The following is a 17164-nucleotide window of genomic DNA, read 5'->3' on the forward strand; positions in this document are numbered from 1 at the left end:
TTGTGCTTTCCTACTGTCGAGCCGGTGAGGTGCCGATCTTCCTGGCGATCAGATAGGAGAGCGGCATGGCGACAGAAAAACCGATCAGCACCGCGAACGGAATATTCTTCATGGCCTGAGCGGCAAGGGAGGGGACGGCGAGGACCGCAATCACGGCGGTGCCTGCAAGTGCCGTTCCCAAGATGATCCATACGAGAAGCGAGATCTTGAGCATGGCTTGTTCTCCGCGGTTGAAGCAGACCGCACTCTCGCAGCGCATTGAGCGCGCGCATTGATCAGCAACAAATTCCGCAGCGCTGAGGTTGTTTTTGCTCGGCGCGGCACCGGTTGATCCAGGTCAATGAGGGCTCGTTCGCGTACCATTATATTATGAAATGCTAATGTAATGATTTGGGGAGATTGCCGATGTCACCTTTCGACAGGGCCTGGTCGCCTTACGCTGCCGGCGTGCTGATCGGCCTGCTGCAGATCCCGGCATTCCTGATCATCGAGAGCGCGCTCGGAGCGTCGTCTTCGTACGTTACGGTCGGCGCGGCGATAGCCGGCTTGGCCGACCCCTCGCTACTGAACATCGACTACGTAGCCAAACATGTTGCGGCGAATGCCAAGAACCTCTGGCAAGTCGCGCTGGTCGCCGGCATTGGCTTCGGGGCATTCGCGTCGATGAAGATGTCGGGCGCGGTCCGTGCGCCGATATCGCCAATCTGGGCGAAGGCGCTGGGCTCGCCGTCGAGTGGCTTGCGATACGCAATTGCGTTTGTTGCCGGCTTCCTGATGCTGCTCGGCGCGCGGATTGCCGACGGCTGCACCAGCGGACACGGACTTTCTGGAATGGCGCAATTATCCGTCGGCTCGACGGTTGCGGTAGCAGCGATGTTCGGGGGTGGCATCGCTACCGCTTTGCTTCTGCTTCGCCGAATATAACCAGGAGGCCGTCATGTCGGTTGCAGTTGGAATCATCAGCGGCCTGCTGATGGGAGTTGTCTTCGGCTTCGCACTGGAGAAGTCGCGGGTATTCGAGCCGGGAATCATCGTCGGCCAGATGCAGTTGAGAAATTGGATCATGCTCAAGGTGTTCCTGAGCGCGGTTGCGACCGGGGCGGTGGTGCTGGCGTTTCTCAATGGATTTGGCTTCGTCAAGCTCCAGCCAAAGGCGGCGCTGTATGCCGCCGACATCGTCGGCGGGCTGATCCTCGGCGCCGGCATCGCGCTGGCGGGTGCCTGTCCCGGCACGACACTGGCACAGATTGGCGTCGGCTATCGCGACGCCATCTTCACGCTGCTCGGTGGATTGTCCGGTGCAGTCGTCTTCTCTTACGCGCAACCCTGGCTAGCCAAGTCGCTGATCGGCACGGGGACCAAACTGATCTTTACGGATCTGGCGGGCATTCCCTATTGGCAGGGCGCGCTCGCCCTGGCCGCGGCCATCGTTGTCATTCTGGTGCTGATCGAGAAGGCGCGGCCCTGGCGCAAGGACCTCGGTTCGGATGTGGACGGAAACGTAGCGCAGAGACTCCCGCGACCGCACCGCCGGCTGGCGCCGGTGGATTAAATGCCGCGCATAGACCAGTCGCAGGATCGAATGAAGGGTGCGTTGAGAATCGGAGCAATTCTCAACGCCGAGGATTGTTTCAGGTCCCGCGGGAGTTGATACCGCCCTTGCGAAACGGGGATTGCGGGACGGGTGGGGCTGCCCTGGGAAGGTCAGCTCTTGCGTCAAAGACGCTCCGCCTGCCGGCTGTGGTGGATTGCGTTGGGGCCGGCGCCGACGGTTCGATGTAGTACCCGAGCTTGGGGAAGCCGTTGTAGCGAACTTCGGCCGAGGCGGACGCTGCAAATGCAATGAGGCTGCCGATCGCGGCGAGACCGATCTTGATGAATGACATGGTAGCTCTCCCTGACATGCCCCGCGGCAAGTTCTGCGGAGCGATGACGGGAGTGTCGCGAATGGCGAGGGCGATCGGAAATATCAATTGGCTTTCGACACAATGCCGGAACGCTATGTAACGGCTGTCACGCCGATGCCGGAAAACGAAACGGGGCCCGAAGGGCCCCGTCGAATCCATCAGCAGTGAGCTGCCAACTATTTAATCTTCGCTTCGCGAAACTCGACGTGCTTGCGCGCGACCGGGTCGTACTTCTTCTTGACCAGCTTGTCGGTCATGGTGCGCGAATTCTTCTTGGCGACGTAATAGAAGCCGGTATCCGCCGAGGAAACGAGCTTGACCTTGATGGTGACCGCTTTGGCCATGTTCAGAACCTCAAAAATGGGGGTGTCAGGCGCCGGCCAAACCGGCCTGCATTTGCCGCGCAACCTAGCTTCTGATCGCCCAAAGTCAAGGTTTTCGGGGCAAAAACCGGCCTGATTGGCGGTAGAATCCATGTTTTGCGGGTACTCTGATCGCAAAACCGGTGCCCACTTTTGCGGAATGTGCGCGTTAACCTTCAAAGAACCGGTTTTTCGGCCTCGGCAGCCCCAAATTCTCCCGCAGCGTCTTGCCTTCATACTCTTTGCGGAAAATCCCGCGCCGCTGCAGTTCCGGCACCACCTTGTCGACGAAATCGTCCAATCCGGCCGGGAGGAACGGGAACATGATGTTAAAACCGTCGCTGCCGCGGCTCATCAGCCACTCCTCCATCTGGTCGGCGATCGTCTGCGGCGTGCCTACAAAGGACAGCCCGCCATAGCCGCCGACGCGCTGGGCGAGCTGGCGCACCGTCAGCTTGTCGCGCGCGGCGGCATCGACGAGGCGCTGGCGGCCGCTCTTGCTGGCGTTGGTCTCGGGGATCGGCGGCAATTGTCCGTCGGGATCGAAGCCGGAGGCGTCGGTGCCGAGCTGCACCGAGAGCGAGGCGATGGCGCTGTCGTAATGCACCATGCTGTCGAGCCTGGCCCTTTTCTCCTTGGCTTCCTCGACGCTGTCGCCGACCACGACGAAGGCGCCGGGCAGGATCTTCAGATGCTCGGGGTTGCGGCCGATCTTCTCCATGCGGCCCTTGATATCGGCATAAAGCTTCTGCCCGTCGGCGAGGCTGCCGCCGCCGGTGAAAACGGCTTCAGCAGTTTCCGCCGCGAGCTGCTTGCCGTCCTCGGACGCGCCGGCCTGCACGATCAGCGGCCAGCCCTGCACGGGGCGGGCGATGTTGAGCGGGCCGCGCACGGACAGATGTTTGCCCTTGTGATTGAGCACGTGCATTTTGGCGGGATCGAAATAGAGGCCTTGTTCGACGTCGCGCACGAAGGCGTCGTCGGCAAAGGAATCCCACAGACCCGTCACCACGTCATAAAACTCGCGCGCCCGCTTGTAGCGCTCGGCGTGCTCCATGTGGTCGTCGAGCCCGAAATTGAGCGCTGCGTCCGGATTGGAGGTGGTGACGATATTCCAGCCCGCGCGTCCACCTGAGATGTGATCGAGCGAGGCAAAGCGCCGGGCCACATGATAGGGCTCGTCGAACGTCGTCGATCCCGTCGCGATCAGGCCGATATGTTCCGTCACGGCTGATAGCGCCGACAACAGCGTGAACGGCTCGAACGAAGTGACCGTGTGGCTGCGCTTGAGCGCATTGATCGGCATGTTCAGCACGGCCAGATGATCGGCCATGAAGAACGCGTCGAACTTGCCGGCCTCCAGCTTCTGGATCAGTTGCTTGATGCGCGGGAAATTGAAATTGGCATCGGGCCAGGCGCCGGGATACCGCCACGCGCCGGTGTGGATGGAGACCGGCCGCATGAACGCGCCGAGCTTGAGTTGCCGCTGTGCCATTGCCCCGTTTCCGTAGCTGTTATTGTTGGGAAAGAGATAGGCACGGGCAAGGGCGACGCCATTAGGGGCGCGCAGAAGAATTTTTTGTTTTTGCGCGGAGTCTCAACACGACTGTCATTCCGGGATGCGCGTAGCGCAGACCCGGAATCTCGAGATTCCGGGTTCATCGCTCCGCGATGCCCCGGAATGACGCGGGGAGAGAGCAGAGCCTTACGTCCCCAGCACGTCCTTCTGCATCTTGCCGCCGTAGAAATGAAAGAACGGCACCGGCGCGTCGTGACGCAGCGGGCCGGTCGCAAGGCGGCGGTCGAGTTCGGCGAGCACGTTCTTGGTCATGGCGTGCGCGTCGGCGAGCGGCTGAGAGCCGATCTCGACCCACACCAGCTCCACCAGTTCGGCATCGGCGTGGATCACGCCTTCGACGCGATGGGCGATGGCCGACGCGTCGGCCGTGAAGAAGCGCGTATCAAAACGGCGGACGCGGCCGGGCGGGGTGATCGCGCGCGCGATCAGGAACAAGCCGGAAGGATCGGGCAAGAGGCCTGCCTCCGCAAACGGTTTCCACGCGCCGTCGAGCTTGACGGGCATGTCAACCTTGCATCCGAGGCAGAGGCCGGTTTCCTCGCAGGCCTCGCGGATCGCTGCAACCGCCAGCGCGCGCGCCCGCGATGGTGCGATCTTCGGACTGCCTTTGAGCAGGTTGGCCTCGAGCTCTGGGGTAATCGGCGCGGCGACCGGAATGCGGTTATCCGACTTGTCGACACGCCCGCCCGGGAAAACATATTTGCCCGGCATGAACACCACCTTGTCGTGGCGCTTGCCGACCAGAACTTTCGGTTTGTCGGCGGAGCGGTCGATCAGAATCAGCGTCGCTGCATCCTTGGGCCGGAAATAGGGATGATGATCGGCTTCTTTTTCTTCCTTTACGGCGGTCGCGACGTCGTTCATTCCATCCCCGTCTTTGGTGCTTCTTGTTACTACCGGTCTAGCTAGACCGGCGGAATGTCGCTATGGGCATTTTCGTCAAAACCGTGCATGCGCAGCGCCCATTGGATGCCGACCACCGCGCCCTTGATCGGCTGCAACAGAACCAGCGATAAGAGGAACGTCACCGGCAAATAGATCGCCAACTGCAGCCATACGGCCGGCGAGAAATTGGTCTCGATCCAGAGCGCCGCCGGTACCACGATGTGGCCGACCACGACGATCACGAGATAGGCCGGCAAATCGTCGGCGCGGTGCGGAGTAAAATCGAGTCCGCACTTCGAGCAATTATCGGCGGTCTTCAGGAAAGCGCGAAACATCTTGCCTTCGCCGCAACGCGGGCAACGGCAACGGAAGCCGCGCTTCATCGCGGTCCAGAGGTCGCGCTTCTCGGCCTGTGCGGTGTCCCGGGTCCATGTCGTCGCGGCGTTCACCGTTTCCATGACTTGCCTTTCTTCGATTTGCCGGGCTTGGCTTTTCCCGACTTGCCCTTGTGAGGCTTGCGAACCTTGTCGCGCGGGCTGCGGCCCGGATGCGATTTCGATGGCTTTGCCGATGCCTTCGAGCCGTCGCGTTTTCTGCCGCGCGGAATGACCTTGCCTTTCACTTGGCCTTCCGACAACAGCTCGAACCGCAACGCGCCGGCTACCGGTGCAGCTTCTACCAGACGCACGTCGACAACGTCACCCAACCGGTGCATGGCACCGCTGCGTGAGCCGACGAGCGCGTGACGCGTCTCGTCATAATTGTAGTACTCGGTGCCGAGCGTGCGGATCGGGATCAGCCCGTCGGCGCCGGTATCCGATAACTTCACGAACAGGCCGGCGCGGGTAACGCCCGAGATACGGCCTTGAAACGTCGCGCCGATACGGTCGGCGAGGAAATGCGCGATCAGCCGGTCGGCGGTTTCGCGCTCGGCCTTCATGGCGCGGCGCTCGGTGAGCGAGATCTGCGCCGCGATCTCGCTCAGTGTCTCCAGCGTCTCGCTCTCCGGCAACGCGCCTTCACCGAGACCGAGCGCGCGGATCAGCGCGCGATGCACGATCAGATCGGCGTATCGCCGGATCGGCGAGGTGAAATGCGCGTAGCGGCGCAGGTTGAGGCCGAAATGGCCGTAATTTTCCGCCGAGTATTCCGCCTGCGCCTGCGAGCGCAGCACCACCTCGTTCACCAGCGGCTCGTAATCCTCGCCGCGGACCTGGCCCAGCACCCGATTGAACAGCGAGGGGCGTAGCGCGCCGGTCTTCGCAAATGGCAGGTCGAGCGTTTTCAGGAATTCCTGGAGATTATGAACCTTCTCCAGGGTCGGTTCGTCATGCACCCGATAGATAAGCGGCAGCGCCTTCTTTTCAAGCATTTCGGCCGCGGCGACGTTGGCGAGGATCATGAATTCCTCGATCAAACGGTGCGCGTCGAGGCGCTCCGGCACGATGACGCGATCGACCGTGCCGTCGGGCTTGAGCAGGATTTTTCGCTCGGGCAGATCGAGATCGAGTGGATCGCGTTCGTCGCGCGCGAGCTTCACCAGCGCGTAGGCCGCGTAGAGCGGCATCAGGATCGGCTCCAGCAGCGGGCCAGTGATATCGTCGAGCCGCCCGTCGATCGCGGCCTGCGCCTGCGCGTAGTGCAGCTTCGCGGCCGAACGCATCAGCACGCGATGAAAGCTGTGCGAGCGCTTGCGGCCGTCGGGGCCGATGACGAGCCGAACCGCGAGGGCGCCACGCGCTTCGCCCGGCACCAGCGAGCAGAGATCGTTGGAGATGCGCTCGGGTAGCATCGGCACCACGCGGTCCGGAAAATACACCGAGTTGCCGCGCGTCACCGCTTCGCGGTCCAGCGCCGAGCCCGGCCGCACATAGAAGGCGACGTCGGCAATCGCGACATGGACCACATAGCCGCCCTTGTTGTTCGGATCGGAATCGGGCGCGGCGTGCACCGCGTCGTCATGGTCCTTCGCATCAGGCGGATCGATGGTGACCAGCGGCAAATCGCGCCAGTCCTCGCGGCCTTTCAAGTCGGCAGGCTGCGCCGCCTCGGCCTCGCGCAAGGCGGATGGTGAAAACGCCTGCGGGATTTCGTGGGCGTGGATCGCGATCAGGCTGATCGCCTTTTCGCTCGACAACGAGCCGAGCCGCTCCTTCACCTTGCCGGAGGCGAGGCCATAGCCGCGCGAGCGCACCAGATCGACGCTAATGAGGTCGCCGTCCTCGGCGTCCGCGGTGTCCGATGGCGCGATGTTCAATTCGCGCCCGGCCTGCTTCTTGTCGACGGGAACGAGCAGGCCGCCGCCGCCAGGCAGTTTGCGGAAGATACCGAGCACGCGCGCGCGGGCCTGATCGATGATCTTGATGATGCGCCCGCGATAGGGGGCGCCTTCGCTATCATCGGCCTTCTCGATCCGCAACAGGGCTCGGTCGCCGACGCCCGCCGCCGTGCCGGGTTGCAGACGGCGCGGGACGTGGATGCGGATCTTCGGCGCGGGGCCGCTCTGTTCAGTGTCCCATTCGGTGGGAGTGGCGAGCAGTTCGCCGTCGGTGTCGCGCCCGGTGATGTCGGCGATCACGGTCGGGGGCAGGAGGGCCGTCTCGTGAATCTTCCGGCCGCGTTTGGCGATAGCGCCTTCGTCGGCGAGCTCGCGCAGGATACGTTTCAGTTCGGCGCGGTCGGCATTCTTCAGGCCGAACTCGCGGGCTATCTCGCGGGTGCCGACCTTGCCCGGATGGGCGCGAATAAAGGCGACGATGGCGTCCCGGGCCGGAAAGCCATGGTCGTGTTTTCTCTTCACTTATCCTCGCGCCTTGCCCGCGCGCTTTTTCGCAGGCGTCTTGGGTGCAGTGGGCTTCGCCGCCGATGTCTTGGCGGCGGAGGCGACCGGCGCGCGCGCCTTGCTCACGGCCTCTGATTTCGGCTTCACAGCCGGCTTCTTCGCCGGCGCCTTCTTGGCGGGCTTCGGCGCATCGGGATCGGCAGCTTTGCTGGCAGTCTTGGTCGCGGTCTTGGCGGCGGCCTTCTTCGGCGCGGCCTTCTTGGCGCCGCGTTTCGGTTTGCCGCCGCCCTTTGCGGCGCGCTCGTCGATCAGCGCGATCGCCTCGGCCAGGGTGATCGTGTCCGGCGTCTTGTCGCTCGGGATCGTGGCATTGACACCGCCTGCGGTGACATAGGCGCCGTAGCGGCCGTTCTTGACAGCTACGCCGCCAAGGCTCGGATGCTCGCCGAGCGGCTTGCCAGGATCGGCGCCGAAGCGGCGGCCGCTCGGGCCTTTTGCGATCTTTTCCGCGATCAGCGTCACCGCGCGGTTGAGGCCGATGTCGAACACCTCGTCGCCGGCTTCAAGACTCGCATAGGTCTTCTCGTGACGCACGAAGGGCCCGAAGCGACCGATGCCGGCAGTGATCGGCTGGCCGGTTTCCGGATGCTTGCCGATCTCACGCGGCAGCGATAGCAGCTTCAGCGCCAGATCGAGCTCCATGTCGCCGGGCGACATGTTCTTCGGGATGCCGGCGCGTTTCGGCTTTTCGCCCTCGGGGTAGTCCTTCTGCTCGCCGAGCTGGATGTAGGGGCCGAAGCGGCCGGCCTTTACCGTCACGTCGAGGCCGGTTTCGGGATCCTTGCCGAGAACGCGGTCGGCGCTCGCCTCGGAGTCGGCGGCGAGCGGACGGGTGTAGCGGCATTCCGGATAGTTCGAGCAGCCGACGAAGGCGCCGAACTTGCCGGCTTTCAGATTGAGCCGGCCGGTACCGCAGGTCGGGCACTGCCTGATGTCGCCGCCATCGGCGCGCGGAGGATAGATGTGCGGCCCCAGCATGTCGTCGAGCGCATCCAGCACCTCGGCGACGCGCAGATCCTTGATGTCGTTGACCGCGCCGATGAAGCCGGTCCAGAAATCCTGCAGCACCTGCTGCCAGGAAATCTCGTTGTTGGAGATGCGGTCGAGCTGTTCTTCCAGCGCGGCGGTGAAGTCATACTCCACATAGCGCGAGAAGAAGTTTTCCAGGAAGGCGACCACGACGCGGCCCTTGTCCTCGCCATGCAGCCGCTTCTTCTCCAGCTTGACGTAACCGCGGTCCTTCAGGACCTGCAGGATCGAGGCGTAGGTCGAGGGACGGCCGATGCCGAGCTCTTCCATCCGCTTGACCAGCGAGGCCTCCGAGAAGCGTGGCGGCGGTTCGGTGAAATGCTGGGTGACGGCAAGCGCCTGCCGCTTCAGGGCTTCGCCTTCGCTCATGGCGGGGAGGCGGCGTGAATCTTCGTCTTCCTCGTCGTCGCGGCCTTCCTGGTAGAGCGCGAGGAAGCCGTCGAACTTGATGACCTGGCCCGAAGCGCGCAGCTCCAACACGCGGGAGCCGGCTTTCGCCGCAATGTCCACGGTGGTGCGTTCGAGTTCGGCCGATTCCATCTGGCTCGCAATGGTGCGGATCCAGATCAGTTCATAGAGTTTCGCCTGATCGGGGTCGAGGCGGCGGCGCATCTCGGCGGGCCGGCGCGACAGATCGGTCGGGCGGATCGCTTCGTGCGCTTCCTGCGCGTTCTTGGCCTTGGTCTGGTACTGGCGCGGCGCGTCGGGGACATAGGCGTTGCCGTAATCCTCACCGATCACCTTGCGGGCTTGGGTGATCGCCGAGCCGTCGATCTGCACGCCGTCGGTTCGCATATAGGTGATGAGACCGGTGGTCTCGCCGCCGATGTCGATACCTTCATAGAGGCGCTGCGCGATCCGCATGGTGTGCGCCGGCGCAAAGCCGAGCTTGCGGCTGGCTTCCTGCTGCAGCGTCGAGGTCGTGAACGGGGCCTGCGGATTGCGGCGCGCGGGTTTTGCTTCGACGGTCGAAACCGTGAAGTTCGCCGCTTCAATGGCCTTCTTGAGATCTTCGGCTTCGGCGCCGGAGCCGATGTCGAGCCGCTGGATCTTCTTGCCGTCGGCGCCGACGAGGCGCGCCTCAAAGCTGTCGCCGCGCGGCGTGGTCAGGGTCGCGACCAGCGACCAGTATTCGCGCGAGACGAATTTTTCGATTTCGAGTTCGCGGTCGCAGACCAGCCGCAGCGCGACCGACTGCACGCGGCCGGCCGAGCGCGCGCCCGGCAGCTTGCGCCAGAGCACCGGCGAGAGCGTGAAGCCGACCAGATAGTCCAGCGCGCGGCGCGCCATATAGGCGTCGACCAGCGCACCGTCGATCTGGCGCGGCGCCTTCATGGCATCGGTCACCGCTTGCTTGGTGATGGCGTTGAACACCACGCGCTCGATCTTCTGATCCTTCAGCGCGCGTTTCTCTTTCATCACCTCCAGCACATGCCAGGAGATCGCCTCGCCCTCGCGATCAGGGTCGGTTGCGAGAATCAGGCGGCTGGCGCCCTTCAAGGCCTTGGCGATGTCGTTGAGCCGGCCGGCCGCCTTGGGATCGACCTCCCAGATCATCTGAAAATTGGCGTCCGGATCGACGGAACCGTTCTTGGCGGGGAGGTCGCGGACATGGCCGAACGAGGCCAAAACCTCGTAGGAGGCGCCCAAATACTTATTGATCGTCTTGGCTTTCGCCGGCGACTCCACGATGACGATATTCATGTCATTCCAATGGCTTACGGGAAAAGATAAAGGCGGGTTCCGCGAGACTCGCGGCCCACCGATTGGACCCGAACATGGGTGGTGAGGCGGCCCCTGTCAAATCGGCAAATGCCGCCAGGGAACCTTTCGCTGTCCACTTATATCTGAGGAGTTGCGAAATGCGCCCTAGAGTTGCGCCTCCAAAGGGGTTATTTTTGGGCAATATTTTGTGCTGTTAGGATGCAAATTTTTTGAGCAAGGCTGCGGGCGGCCGGAAGCGGAAGGCTTCAGGCAAGAAACCGGAATCGCCAACCGAAGAACCAGAACGAGGTGAGGAAGGCGGCCCCGACGAGGCCGTGGCCTTCATTGCGGAGACCGTTGCCGAACTGGTCAAGCTCGCGGAGCGCCATCGGCTCGAGGTACTCAGCCATTTGCTCGGCATGGCGCAGCTTGAGGCGGAAGAGCGGCTGCGCACCCGCAGCAAGCGCAAGCTCTCGTGAGAGCTCGATCCGGACGGCAACCTCTCACGGAGCATTCTCCTTCTCCCCGCAAGAATGTTCAGACCGGGGGAGATGGAGAAGAATCTGCTTACGCCATGACCCGCCGGCTTTGCTTCCCTGTCGCCCGCGGCTTCAGCGCGGTATCGGCCGCACTCAATAACCGCCCATCCTGCGAGTGGAGTTCGAGTTTGCGAACCGGCTTACCCTTTTCCTTGTCGACCAGGATGGTGGCGATCTCTTGCGGGCGCTCGTCGAATTCCTCGCTCCATTGCCTCAGGGCGACCAGGATGGGGAAGACGCCACGGCCTTTCGGCGTCAGCAGATATTCCTGATAGGCGCTGCCGTCGGAAGCGGGCGCGGTTTTCAGAATGCCCTGATCGACCAGCGCGCGCAGCCGCACCGTGAGGATGTTCTTGGCGAGCCCCAGTCTCTTCTGGAATTCGCTGAAGCGGCTGATGCCAAACAGCGCCTCGCGAATGATCAGCATCGACCACCAGTCGCCGATCGCATCCAGCGCGCGCGCGACCGGGCAATCGTCGTGCTCAAAGCTGGTTCGTTTCACCATTTCAGTCTCCGATCGGGTTTGAGACCGATCACGGTCTTGTGTGGTTGCAATATTAAACCATATGCCCTAACTGATCAACACAGTTTAATAATGCAACCATCGGAGATGGCCATGAGGCTCGCGAACAAGACGGCGTTCATCACAGGGGGCAACAGCGGCATCGGGCTCGCGACCGCAAAGCTGTTCGTGGCCGAAGGTGCCCGGGTCGTCATAACCGGACGAAATCAGGCAACGCTCGATGCCGCAGCGAAGGAATTGGGCCCAAACGCGCTGGCGCTCGCGGCTGACGCCACCGACATCGCGGCGACCGAAGCTGCGATCGGGAAGGGGGCCGAAAAGTTCGGCAAATATGACATCCTGTTCGCCAATGCCGGGATCGCCGGTGGCACGCCGCTTGGTGACTCAACCCTCGAGACGTTCGAGAAAGTCATCAGCACCAACCTGACCGGTGTGTTCTTCACCGTGCAATCGGCGCTGCCGCATCTCAACGACAACGCCTCCATCATTCTCAACGGCTCGGTGATCTCGGTGCTCGGAATCCCCGGCTATTCGGCCTATGGCGCGGCCAAGGCCGGCGTGCGCGCGATGGCGCGGATCATGGCGTCGGAATTGTCGCCGCGTGGCATCCGCGTCAACGTGGTAGCGCCCGGCGCGATTCGCACCCCGATCTGGGGGGCGGCGATCGCCACGCCGGAAGCCGAAAAGGTGTTTGAACGGCGCATCGCGTTGTCGACGCCGCTCGGCCGGATCGGCGAACCCGACCATATTTCCAAGACGGTCCTGTTCCTCGCTTCCGACGATTCCGCCCATGTGCAGGGGCAGGAATTGTTCGTGGACGGCGGCGCCACGGCCTCTCCGAGTGGTGCGCCAATCTATCGGGGATAAGCAGGTCCCGGCACGATCCAAGCCGGTAAGCTGTCTAATCTCTGTCGTGCTGGCCGGCTCCGGCGCCCTGCGGCGGATTGGCGCGGAGCCAGAACGCGCATTGAACCCGGGGTGTAACTGCAGGACATTTTGAGGCAGGCGTTCTTGCCAATCAAAGAACCGGAGAGCCGTCATGCCGAAAACCGCTGGCATCTCCTCGTCGGCGTCGCAAAGTTCGGATACCGCTCAACTTGTTTCAGTTGCCCTGTTTTCCGGGGTCGGTCTGCTGATCTCGCTGGTCGTCGTTATCCTCCGCATCAACGGCGTGTTCTGATTGAGCGGCTGCCGTCGCGCCTGGCGGCGGCAACCGCTCTCGCTCCAACTACGCCGCGTGCAGGTCGCTCGCGGCCCTCAGCGCGCCGGCCACGGCTTTTTCGCGGTGCTCCGGGCCGACCTGGATGCCATCGGCGGAAATGAATTCGGGATTCCGGATGCCGATGAAGCCGAACACCCAGCGCAAATAGGTTTCGAGATGTTCGCCGAGCGCGGCCGGTGTGCCCGGGCCGTAATAGCCACCGCGCGAGATCGCGATGATGACGCGCTTGTTGCCGGCCAGCCCCTGGACACCTTGGGCATCGTATTTGAAGGTCTTCCCCGCGACCAGGATACGGTCGATCCAAGCCTTGAGCTGGCTCGGGATCGTGAAATTGTACATGGGCGCGCCGATCACGACGATGTCGGCGGCCAGAAACTCTTCCAGGACGGCCTGACCGGCGGCGATATCCTCCCGCAATGCAGCTTCCGGGGCCGCTCCCTGGCCGGCAGCGAGGTGTGAGCCGGTGAGATGCGCCAGCGGGGTCAGCGTGAGATCACGGTAGCCGACTTCGAGGCCGGGGGTGGATTGACGCAGGCGGTCGACGACGGCGGCGGAAACCTGGCGGCTGACGGAGTGGGGGCCGAGAACGCTGGAATCGAGATGCAGAAGCTTCATGAGGGTCACCCTTGGTATACGTTTGTAACTGGCGCTATATGAGTGACTGTCGTAAGGTCCCGCAAGAACGCACATTTTTTACACCCGAGCACATCCATGAGACCCGAGCACACCCATGTGCCTGCCCTGCCGCCCAGCCCGCATGCCGACGGCAATTGCCGCGCGGTGGCTTCCGTCCTGGCCCGCGTCGGCGACAAGTGGAGCGTGCTCGTGATCATGATGCTGATCGACGGGCCGGTGCGCTTCAACGAGCTCAAGCGCATGATCGGTGGCATTTCGCAGCGGATGTTGACGCTCACCCTGCGCGGGCTTGAGCGCGATGGGCTGGTGACACGCACAATCTTTCCGACCATTCCGCCGCGGGTCGATTACGAGTTGACCGATCTCGGGCGCGGGCTGGCGCAGCCGGTACAGGCGCTTGGCAAATGGGCGTTCGAGCACCTGCCGGAGATTGAGGGCGCGCGCACGAGCTTCGACGCGCGTAACGGTCAGGGCTAGATCAGCGACACCAGCCCGCCGCCGTGACGCTCCAGCCGTCCGGCGAGTTCGAGTTCGAGCAGCACCGTGCGAACGATGGTGGGCGAGAGGCCCGACATCCGGATCAGATCGTCGAGGCTGACCGGGCTCGGTCCCAGCAGCGCGACGATGCGCTCGCGTTCGCCTGGATCGGTATCGAAGTCGAGCGGCTCGTCGTCCTCGCGCGCCTCGAGCATGATCGGCCGTTCGAGGATCGGCTGAATGGCGTTGATGACGTCGTTCGCTTCGGTGACTAGCGCTGCGCCCTGCTTGATGAGATCGTTGGTGCCGGCGGCGCGTGGGTCGAGCGGCGAGCCGGGCACTGCGAACACTTCGCGGCCCTGTTCAGCAGCCATCCGCGCCGTGATCAGCGATCCCGACCGATGCGCGGCCTCGATCACGACGACGCCGAGCGAGGCACCCGAGATCAGGCGGTTGCGGCGTGGAAAGTCGCGGGCGCGCGGCACGTGGCCGAGCGGCATTTCGGAAATCGCGCCGCCGTGCTCGAGCAGGGCGGCGAGCAAATCCCCATGCTCCGGCGGATAGATCCGGTCGTGGCCGCCGGCCAGCGCCGCGACCGTGCCGCTTTCGATCGTCGCGCGATGCGCGGCCTGATCGATGCCGCGCGCCAGCCCGGAGATGACGACGAAGCCGGCGTCGCCAAGATCGCGCGCCAATTGGCCGGCGAATTTCAACCCGGCGCCGGAAGCGTTGCGCGAGCCGACTATCGCGATCATCGGCCGCATCAACGCGTCGGGCGCACCGCGCACGCCGAGTAGCGGCGGCGGATCGTCGAGCGTCGCCAGCCGCGGCGGGTAGGCGGCTTCGCCCGGCGCCACCAGCGAAACGCCGATCTTGCTCGCCGCCGCGATCTCGGCCCGCGCTTGCTCCTCGCTGCAGATGCGCCCCGAACGCGCAGCGCCGCCACGCTGCGCCAGATCGGGCAGCCGCTCCAGCGCCGCGCGCGCATTGCCAAAATGACTGATGAGCGAGTTGAAGGTCCGCGGGCCGACATTGTCGCTGCGGATCAGGCGCAGCCGGTCGATCCGCTCAGCGTCGGTGAGGTGAAGGGCTTGTGGCGTCCGGTCATGCATGCGGACACAGCTTTGACCAACCTGAGATTGCGATCAACCTGTTTGACGTAAAAACGTCCTGAGCTAGTTAGCGGCATGAGGCACCTTTGCCGCTTTCCTGAACGGGAGGACACGGCACGGAGCCGTACGAGCAGAACACGCAGCAGTCGCCCGCCAGCGGTTTCAGCGTCTCGCCGCAGCCTTTACAGACATACAAAAACTGGCAGGCGTCCGTTGGCATTTGCTCATCGGATTGATGGCTGCAGCGCGGACAGGTCAGGATGGATTCAAGCTGCATCAGGACTCACGGACAACTTTGACAGCGGCGGATCAATCATATTCCATCCAGTCGCCACGATCAAAAGCCGCAGGAACACGCCCATGATCTCGGTCGCCCACCTTCAGCGCGGCATCGATGCCGGCGAACTTTCACCCGATGCCGCCGTCGCGCAGTCACTGGAAGCGATCACCGCGCAGGACAAGACCATCGGCGCCTTCGTCTGCCGGACCGAAAATCTGCGCGCGGCAAGCGCCGGACCGCTACGCGGCATTGCGGTGGGCATCAAGGACATCATGGATACGGCGGAGTTTCCGACCGAGATGGGCTCGCCGATCTACCGGGGATATCGATCGCGCGGCGACGCTGCCGTCGTGATGATGCTGAAGCAGGCGGGCGCAAGCATCATCGGCAAGACCACGACGACGGCATTCGCCTCGATGGATCCGACGCCGACGCTCAATCCGCACAACAAGGGTCATACACCCGGCGGATCGTCATCGGGCTCGGCCGCAGCGGTTGCGGCCGGCATGATCCCGCTGGCACTGGGGACGCAGACCGGCGGTTCGGTGATCCGGCCGGCCTCGTTCTGTGGCGTCGCCGCTATCAAGCCGTCCTACCGCTTGCTGCCGACGGTCGGCGTCAAATGCTACTCGTGGACGCTTGATACGGTGGGGCTGTTCGCGGCCGGCATCGATGACGTCGCGCGCGGGTTGTCCGCGATGACCGGCCGGCCCGAATTGCTTCTGCCGCCCACGATTTCAACACCACGAATCGGCCTCGTGACCCAGAACTTCGCCGGTCCGCCGGAAGCGTCGGGCGAGGCGGCGTTGCGGATTGCGAGGCGGGCGGTGGAGAAGGCCGGCGCGTCCGTGCGTGCGCTGAACCTGCCCCAGATTTTTGCCGACGCATGGGCTGCGCAGCCGGTCGTGCAGGAATTCGAGGCACATCGGGCGCTCGCCTGGGAATACCGTGAACATTACGACGCGATGGCGCCGCTCTTGCGGGCCAAGCTGGATGGGAGCAGGGACACAACGCCCGCCGCCTATGACGCGGCGATTGGAACAGCGAACCGCGCCAGACAAGCGCTGGAAAAAGTGTTCGATGAGGTCGATGTGCTGCTGACCTTGTCGGCACCAGGTGCTGCCCCGCGGGGTTTGGCTTCGACCGGCGACGCCCGTTACAATCGGCTATGGACGCTGATGGGCGTACCCTGCATCAACGTTCCGGCTATTGTGGCGGAAGTCAATTTGCCCGTGGGCGTGCAGGTGATTGCGAGATACGGCGCCGATGCCCAAGCACTGGCAGCGGCGCGGTTTGTGGAGGGGGGCTTGCCCGGAAATAAAATGTCAATGGGCTTGTTGCTCCCATAATGGGATCATGATATATTACGGCGAATGAGGGTTATTGCTCGCCGCACATTGCGGGAATTCGTCCAGAGGCTTTCCGGCAGGAAGGATCAGCCGGCAGTAAAAGCGGCGCTGGATGCATGGTTCGACGAAGTGAGCAAGGCTTCGTGGAAGAGCACGGCGGAGGTCAAGCGTCGCTATGCCACGGCAAGTATCGTCAGCGCGGAGCGGATCGTCTTCAACATCAAGGGTAATGACTATCGACTTGTGGTGGCTGTCGATTTCGAAAAGGGCATCGTCTGGATCAAATGGATCGGCACTCACAAGGCCTATGACAGGATCGACGTGACAGAGGTGCGATATGGCGACTGAACTGAAACCGATCCGCACCAAGGCGGACTACAAGAACGCACTTGCCGAGGTGGAGCGCCTTTGGGGTGCAAAAAGCGGGACAGTGAAGGGCGACCGGCTCGATGTGCTGGCGACCCTGATCGACGCCTATGAAGCGAAGCACTATCCCATGGATCCGCCGGATCCAATCGAGGCGATCCAATTCCGAATGGAACAGCAAGGCCTTAGCCGCAAGGATCTCGAACCGTTGATTGGCACTCGCGCGCGGGTCGCAGAGGTGATGAATCGCAGGCGTAGCCTGTCAATCGATATGATCCGGCGTCTGCATGAGCAACTCGGAATTTCTGCCGAGATACTGATCCGTCCGACGCGGGAGGAAGAGGCAGCGTGA

General features: G+C 63.3%; 21 protein-coding genes. 9 read left to right on the forward strand and 12 right to left on the reverse strand.

Features of this window, described 5'->3' with window-relative positions:
• Window positions 1-10 precede the first annotated feature (10 nt).
• Window positions 11-214, reverse strand: a complete 204-nt coding sequence (locus LMTR3_RS21340; protein ID WP_065747351.1) for a hypothetical protein — start codon at window positions 212-214, stop codon at window positions 11-13.
• 191 nt (window positions 215-405) lie between these two features.
• On the opposite strand from LMTR3_RS21340, the gene LMTR3_RS21345 reads away from it, so the two are divergent.
• Window positions 406-924 carry a YeeE/YedE thiosulfate transporter family protein gene (locus tag LMTR3_RS21345; RefSeq protein ID WP_065746987.1) on the forward strand — a complete coding sequence of 173 codons (519 nt, stop codon included), beginning with the start codon at window positions 406-408 and terminating at the stop codon, window positions 922-924.
• 13 nt (window positions 925-937) lie between these two features.
• Window positions 938-1552: a YeeE/YedE thiosulfate transporter family protein gene (locus LMTR3_RS21350; protein ID WP_065746988.1), complete on the forward strand. Its 615-nt coding sequence runs from the start codon at window positions 938-940 to the stop codon at window positions 1550-1552.
• 79 nt (window positions 1553-1631) lie between these two features.
• Here the strand turns inward: LMTR3_RS21350 and LMTR3_RS37855 are convergent, their stop codons facing one another.
• The 7 genes from LMTR3_RS37855 to topA form a co-directional block, all read right to left on the reverse strand.
• Window positions 1632-1886 (reverse strand): hypothetical protein, encoded by a 255-nt coding sequence (locus LMTR3_RS37855; protein ID WP_141686732.1) that lies wholly within the window; start codon window positions 1884-1886, stop codon window positions 1632-1634.
• 197 nt (window positions 1887-2083) lie between these two features.
• The gene (gene rpmG / locus LMTR3_RS21360; protein WP_007603295.1) at window positions 2084-2251 is read right to left on the reverse strand and encodes a 50S ribosomal protein L33; all 168 of its coding nucleotides are present in this window, start codon (window positions 2249-2251) and stop codon (window positions 2084-2086) included.
• A 187-nt stretch (window positions 2252-2438) separates the two neighbouring features.
• Entirely contained in the window at window positions 2439-3764 is a 1326-nt protein-coding gene (locus LMTR3_RS21365) for an LLM class flavin-dependent oxidoreductase (protein ID WP_065746990.1), read from the reverse strand.
• 210 nt (window positions 3765-3974) lie between these two features.
• Window positions 3975-4712: an NUDIX hydrolase gene (locus LMTR3_RS21370; RefSeq protein ID WP_065746991.1), complete on the reverse strand. Its 738-nt coding sequence runs from the start codon at window positions 4710-4712 to the stop codon at window positions 3975-3977.
• 41 nt (window positions 4713-4753) lie between these two features.
• The gene (locus LMTR3_RS21375) at window positions 4754-5191 is read right to left on the reverse strand and encodes a DUF983 domain-containing protein (protein ID WP_065746992.1); all 438 of its coding nucleotides are present in this window, start codon (window positions 5189-5191) and stop codon (window positions 4754-4756) included.
• A complete protein-coding gene (gene rnr / locus LMTR3_RS21380) occupies window positions 5179-7533 on the reverse strand; it encodes a ribonuclease R (protein WP_065746993.1) in 2355 nt (784 codons plus the stop codon). Before rnr ends, LMTR3_RS21375 begins: the two co-directional genes overlap by 13 nt.
• A complete protein-coding gene (gene topA, locus LMTR3_RS21385; protein WP_065746994.1) occupies window positions 7534-10308 on the reverse strand; it encodes a type I DNA topoisomerase in 2775 nt (924 codons plus the stop codon). It lies immediately after the preceding gene.
• A gap of 230 nt (window positions 10309-10538) precedes the next feature.
• Between topA and LMTR3_RS21390 the strand changes: the two genes are divergently transcribed.
• A complete protein-coding gene (locus tag LMTR3_RS21390) occupies window positions 10539-10787 on the forward strand; it encodes a hypothetical protein (RefSeq protein ID WP_028345614.1) in 249 nt (82 codons plus the stop codon).
• Window positions 10788-10875: 88 nt separating this feature from the next.
• On the opposite strand, the gene LMTR3_RS21395 is transcribed toward LMTR3_RS21390, so the two are convergent.
• Window positions 10876-11352, reverse strand: coding sequence for a winged helix-turn-helix transcriptional regulator (locus tag LMTR3_RS21395; RefSeq protein WP_065746995.1), 477 nt, complete (start codon window positions 11350-11352; stop codon window positions 10876-10878).
• A 111-nt stretch (window positions 11353-11463) separates the two neighbouring features.
• Here LMTR3_RS21395 and LMTR3_RS21400 point away from each other — a divergent pair, with 111 nt between their 5' ends.
• Window positions 11464-12237: a glucose 1-dehydrogenase gene (locus LMTR3_RS21400; RefSeq protein ID WP_065747352.1), complete on the forward strand. Its 774-nt coding sequence runs from the start codon at window positions 11464-11466 to the stop codon at window positions 12235-12237.
• Window positions 12238-12409: 172 nt separating this feature from the next.
• Window positions 12410-12550: a hypothetical protein gene (locus tag LMTR3_RS38635; protein WP_176721964.1), complete on the forward strand. Its 141-nt coding sequence runs from the start codon at window positions 12410-12412 to the stop codon at window positions 12548-12550.
• Window positions 12551-12598: 48 nt separating this feature from the next.
• Here LMTR3_RS38635 and LMTR3_RS21405 read toward each other — a convergent pair whose 3' ends face one another.
• Window positions 12599-13207: an FMN-dependent NADH-azoreductase gene (locus tag LMTR3_RS21405; RefSeq protein WP_065746996.1), complete on the reverse strand. Its 609-nt coding sequence runs from the start codon at window positions 13205-13207 to the stop codon at window positions 12599-12601.
• A gap of 96 nt (window positions 13208-13303) precedes the next feature.
• On the opposite strand from LMTR3_RS21405, the gene LMTR3_RS21410 reads away from it, so the two are divergent.
• On the forward strand, window positions 13304-13705 hold the full coding sequence (locus LMTR3_RS21410; protein WP_065746997.1) for a winged helix-turn-helix transcriptional regulator: 402 nt from the start codon (window positions 13304-13306) through the stop codon (window positions 13703-13705).
• Here the strand turns inward: LMTR3_RS21410 and dprA are convergent.
• On the reverse strand, window positions 13702-14817 hold the full coding sequence (gene dprA, locus LMTR3_RS21415; RefSeq protein ID WP_065746998.1) for a DNA-processing protein DprA: 1116 nt from the start codon (window positions 14815-14817) through the stop codon (window positions 13702-13704). The two genes, LMTR3_RS21410 and dprA, sit on opposite strands and share 4 nt — an antisense overlap.
• A 67-nt stretch (window positions 14818-14884) precedes the next feature.
• A complete protein-coding gene (locus LMTR3_RS39435) occupies window positions 14885-15094 on the reverse strand; it encodes a GDCCVxC domain-containing (seleno)protein (RefSeq protein ID WP_084029748.1) in 210 nt (69 codons plus the stop codon).
• Window positions 15095-15177: 83 nt separating this feature from the next.
• Here LMTR3_RS39435 and LMTR3_RS21420 point away from each other — a divergent pair, with 83 nt between their 5' ends.
• From LMTR3_RS21420 to LMTR3_RS21430, 3 genes are read left to right on the forward strand one after another with little or no spacing between them, the layout of a single operon-like run.
• A complete protein-coding gene (locus LMTR3_RS21420; protein ID WP_065746999.1) occupies window positions 15178-16446 on the forward strand; it encodes an amidase in 1269 nt (422 codons plus the stop codon).
• Window positions 16447-16470: 24 nt separating this feature from the next.
• Window positions 16471-16794, forward strand: a complete 324-nt coding sequence (locus tag LMTR3_RS21425; protein ID WP_065747000.1) for a type II toxin-antitoxin system HigB family toxin — start codon at window positions 16471-16473, stop codon at window positions 16792-16794.
• Window positions 16784-17164, forward strand: a complete 381-nt coding sequence (locus tag LMTR3_RS21430) for a helix-turn-helix domain-containing protein (RefSeq protein ID WP_065747001.1) — start codon at window positions 16784-16786, stop codon at window positions 17162-17164. The genes LMTR3_RS21425 and LMTR3_RS21430 overlap by 11 nt, the downstream gene beginning before the upstream one ends.

Origin of the sequence: Bradyrhizobium sp. LMTR 3 (genome assembly GCF_001693485.1) — a bacterium.
Lineage (GTDB): Bacteria > Pseudomonadota > Alphaproteobacteria > Rhizobiales > Xanthobacteraceae > Bradyrhizobium.

Bases quoted from the DNA above. Each gene is read 5' to 3' on its own strand.
- LMTR3_RS21340 (WP_065747351.1), bottom strand. From the start codon at position 214: ATGCTCAAGATCTCGCTTCTCGTATGGATCATCTTGGGAACGGCACTT.
- LMTR3_RS21345 (WP_065746987.1), top strand. From the start codon at position 406: ATGTCACCTTTCGACAGGGCCTGGTCGCCTTACGCTGCCGGCGTGCTG.
- LMTR3_RS21350 (WP_065746988.1), top strand. From the start codon at position 938: ATGTCGGTTGCAGTTGGAATCATCAGCGGCCTGCTGATGGGAGTTGTC.
- LMTR3_RS37855 (WP_141686732.1), bottom strand. From the start codon at position 1,886: ATGTCATTCATCAAGATCGGTCTCGCCGCGATCGGCAGCCTCATTGCA.
- rpmG (WP_007603295.1), bottom strand. From the start codon at position 2,251: ATGGCCAAAGCGGTCACCATCAAGGTCAAGCTCGTTTCCTCGGCGGAT.
- LMTR3_RS21365 (WP_065746990.1), bottom strand. From the start codon at position 3,764: ATGGCACAGCGGCAACTCAAGCTCGGCGCGTTCATGCGGCCGGTCTCC.
- LMTR3_RS21370 (WP_065746991.1), bottom strand. From the start codon at position 4,712: ATGAACGACGTCGCGACCGCCGTAAAGGAAGAAAAAGAAGCCGATCAT.
- LMTR3_RS21375 (WP_065746992.1), bottom strand. From the start codon at position 5,191: ATGGAAACGGTGAACGCCGCGACGACATGGACCCGGGACACCGCACAG.
- topA (WP_065746994.1), bottom strand. From the start codon at position 10,308: ATGAATATCGTCATCGTGGAGTCGCCGGCGAAAGCCAAGACGATCAAT.
- LMTR3_RS21395 (WP_065746995.1), bottom strand. From the start codon at position 11,352: ATGGTGAAACGAACCAGCTTTGAGCACGACGATTGCCCGGTCGCGCGC.
- LMTR3_RS21400 (WP_065747352.1), top strand. From the start codon at position 11,464: ATGAGGCTCGCGAACAAGACGGCGTTCATCACAGGGGGCAACAGCGGC.
- LMTR3_RS38635 (WP_176721964.1), top strand. From the start codon at position 12,410: ATGCCGAAAACCGCTGGCATCTCCTCGTCGGCGTCGCAAAGTTCGGAT.
- LMTR3_RS21405 (WP_065746996.1), bottom strand. From the start codon at position 13,207: ATGAAGCTTCTGCATCTCGATTCCAGCGTTCTCGGCCCCCACTCCGTC.
- LMTR3_RS21410 (WP_065746997.1), top strand. From the start codon at position 13,304: ATGAGACCCGAGCACACCCATGTGCCTGCCCTGCCGCCCAGCCCGCAT.
- dprA (WP_065746998.1), bottom strand. From the start codon at position 14,817: ATGCATGACCGGACGCCACAAGCCCTTCACCTCACCGACGCTGAGCGG.
- LMTR3_RS39435 (WP_084029748.1), bottom strand. From the start codon at position 15,094: ATGCAGCTTGAATCCATCCTGACCTGTCCGCGCTGCAGCCATCAATCC.
- LMTR3_RS21420 (WP_065746999.1), top strand. From the start codon at position 15,178: ATGATCTCGGTCGCCCACCTTCAGCGCGGCATCGATGCCGGCGAACTT.
- LMTR3_RS21425 (WP_065747000.1), top strand. From the start codon at position 16,471: ATGAGGGTTATTGCTCGCCGCACATTGCGGGAATTCGTCCAGAGGCTT.
- LMTR3_RS21430 (WP_065747001.1), top strand. From the start codon at position 16,784: ATGGCGACTGAACTGAAACCGATCCGCACCAAGGCGGACTACAAGAAC.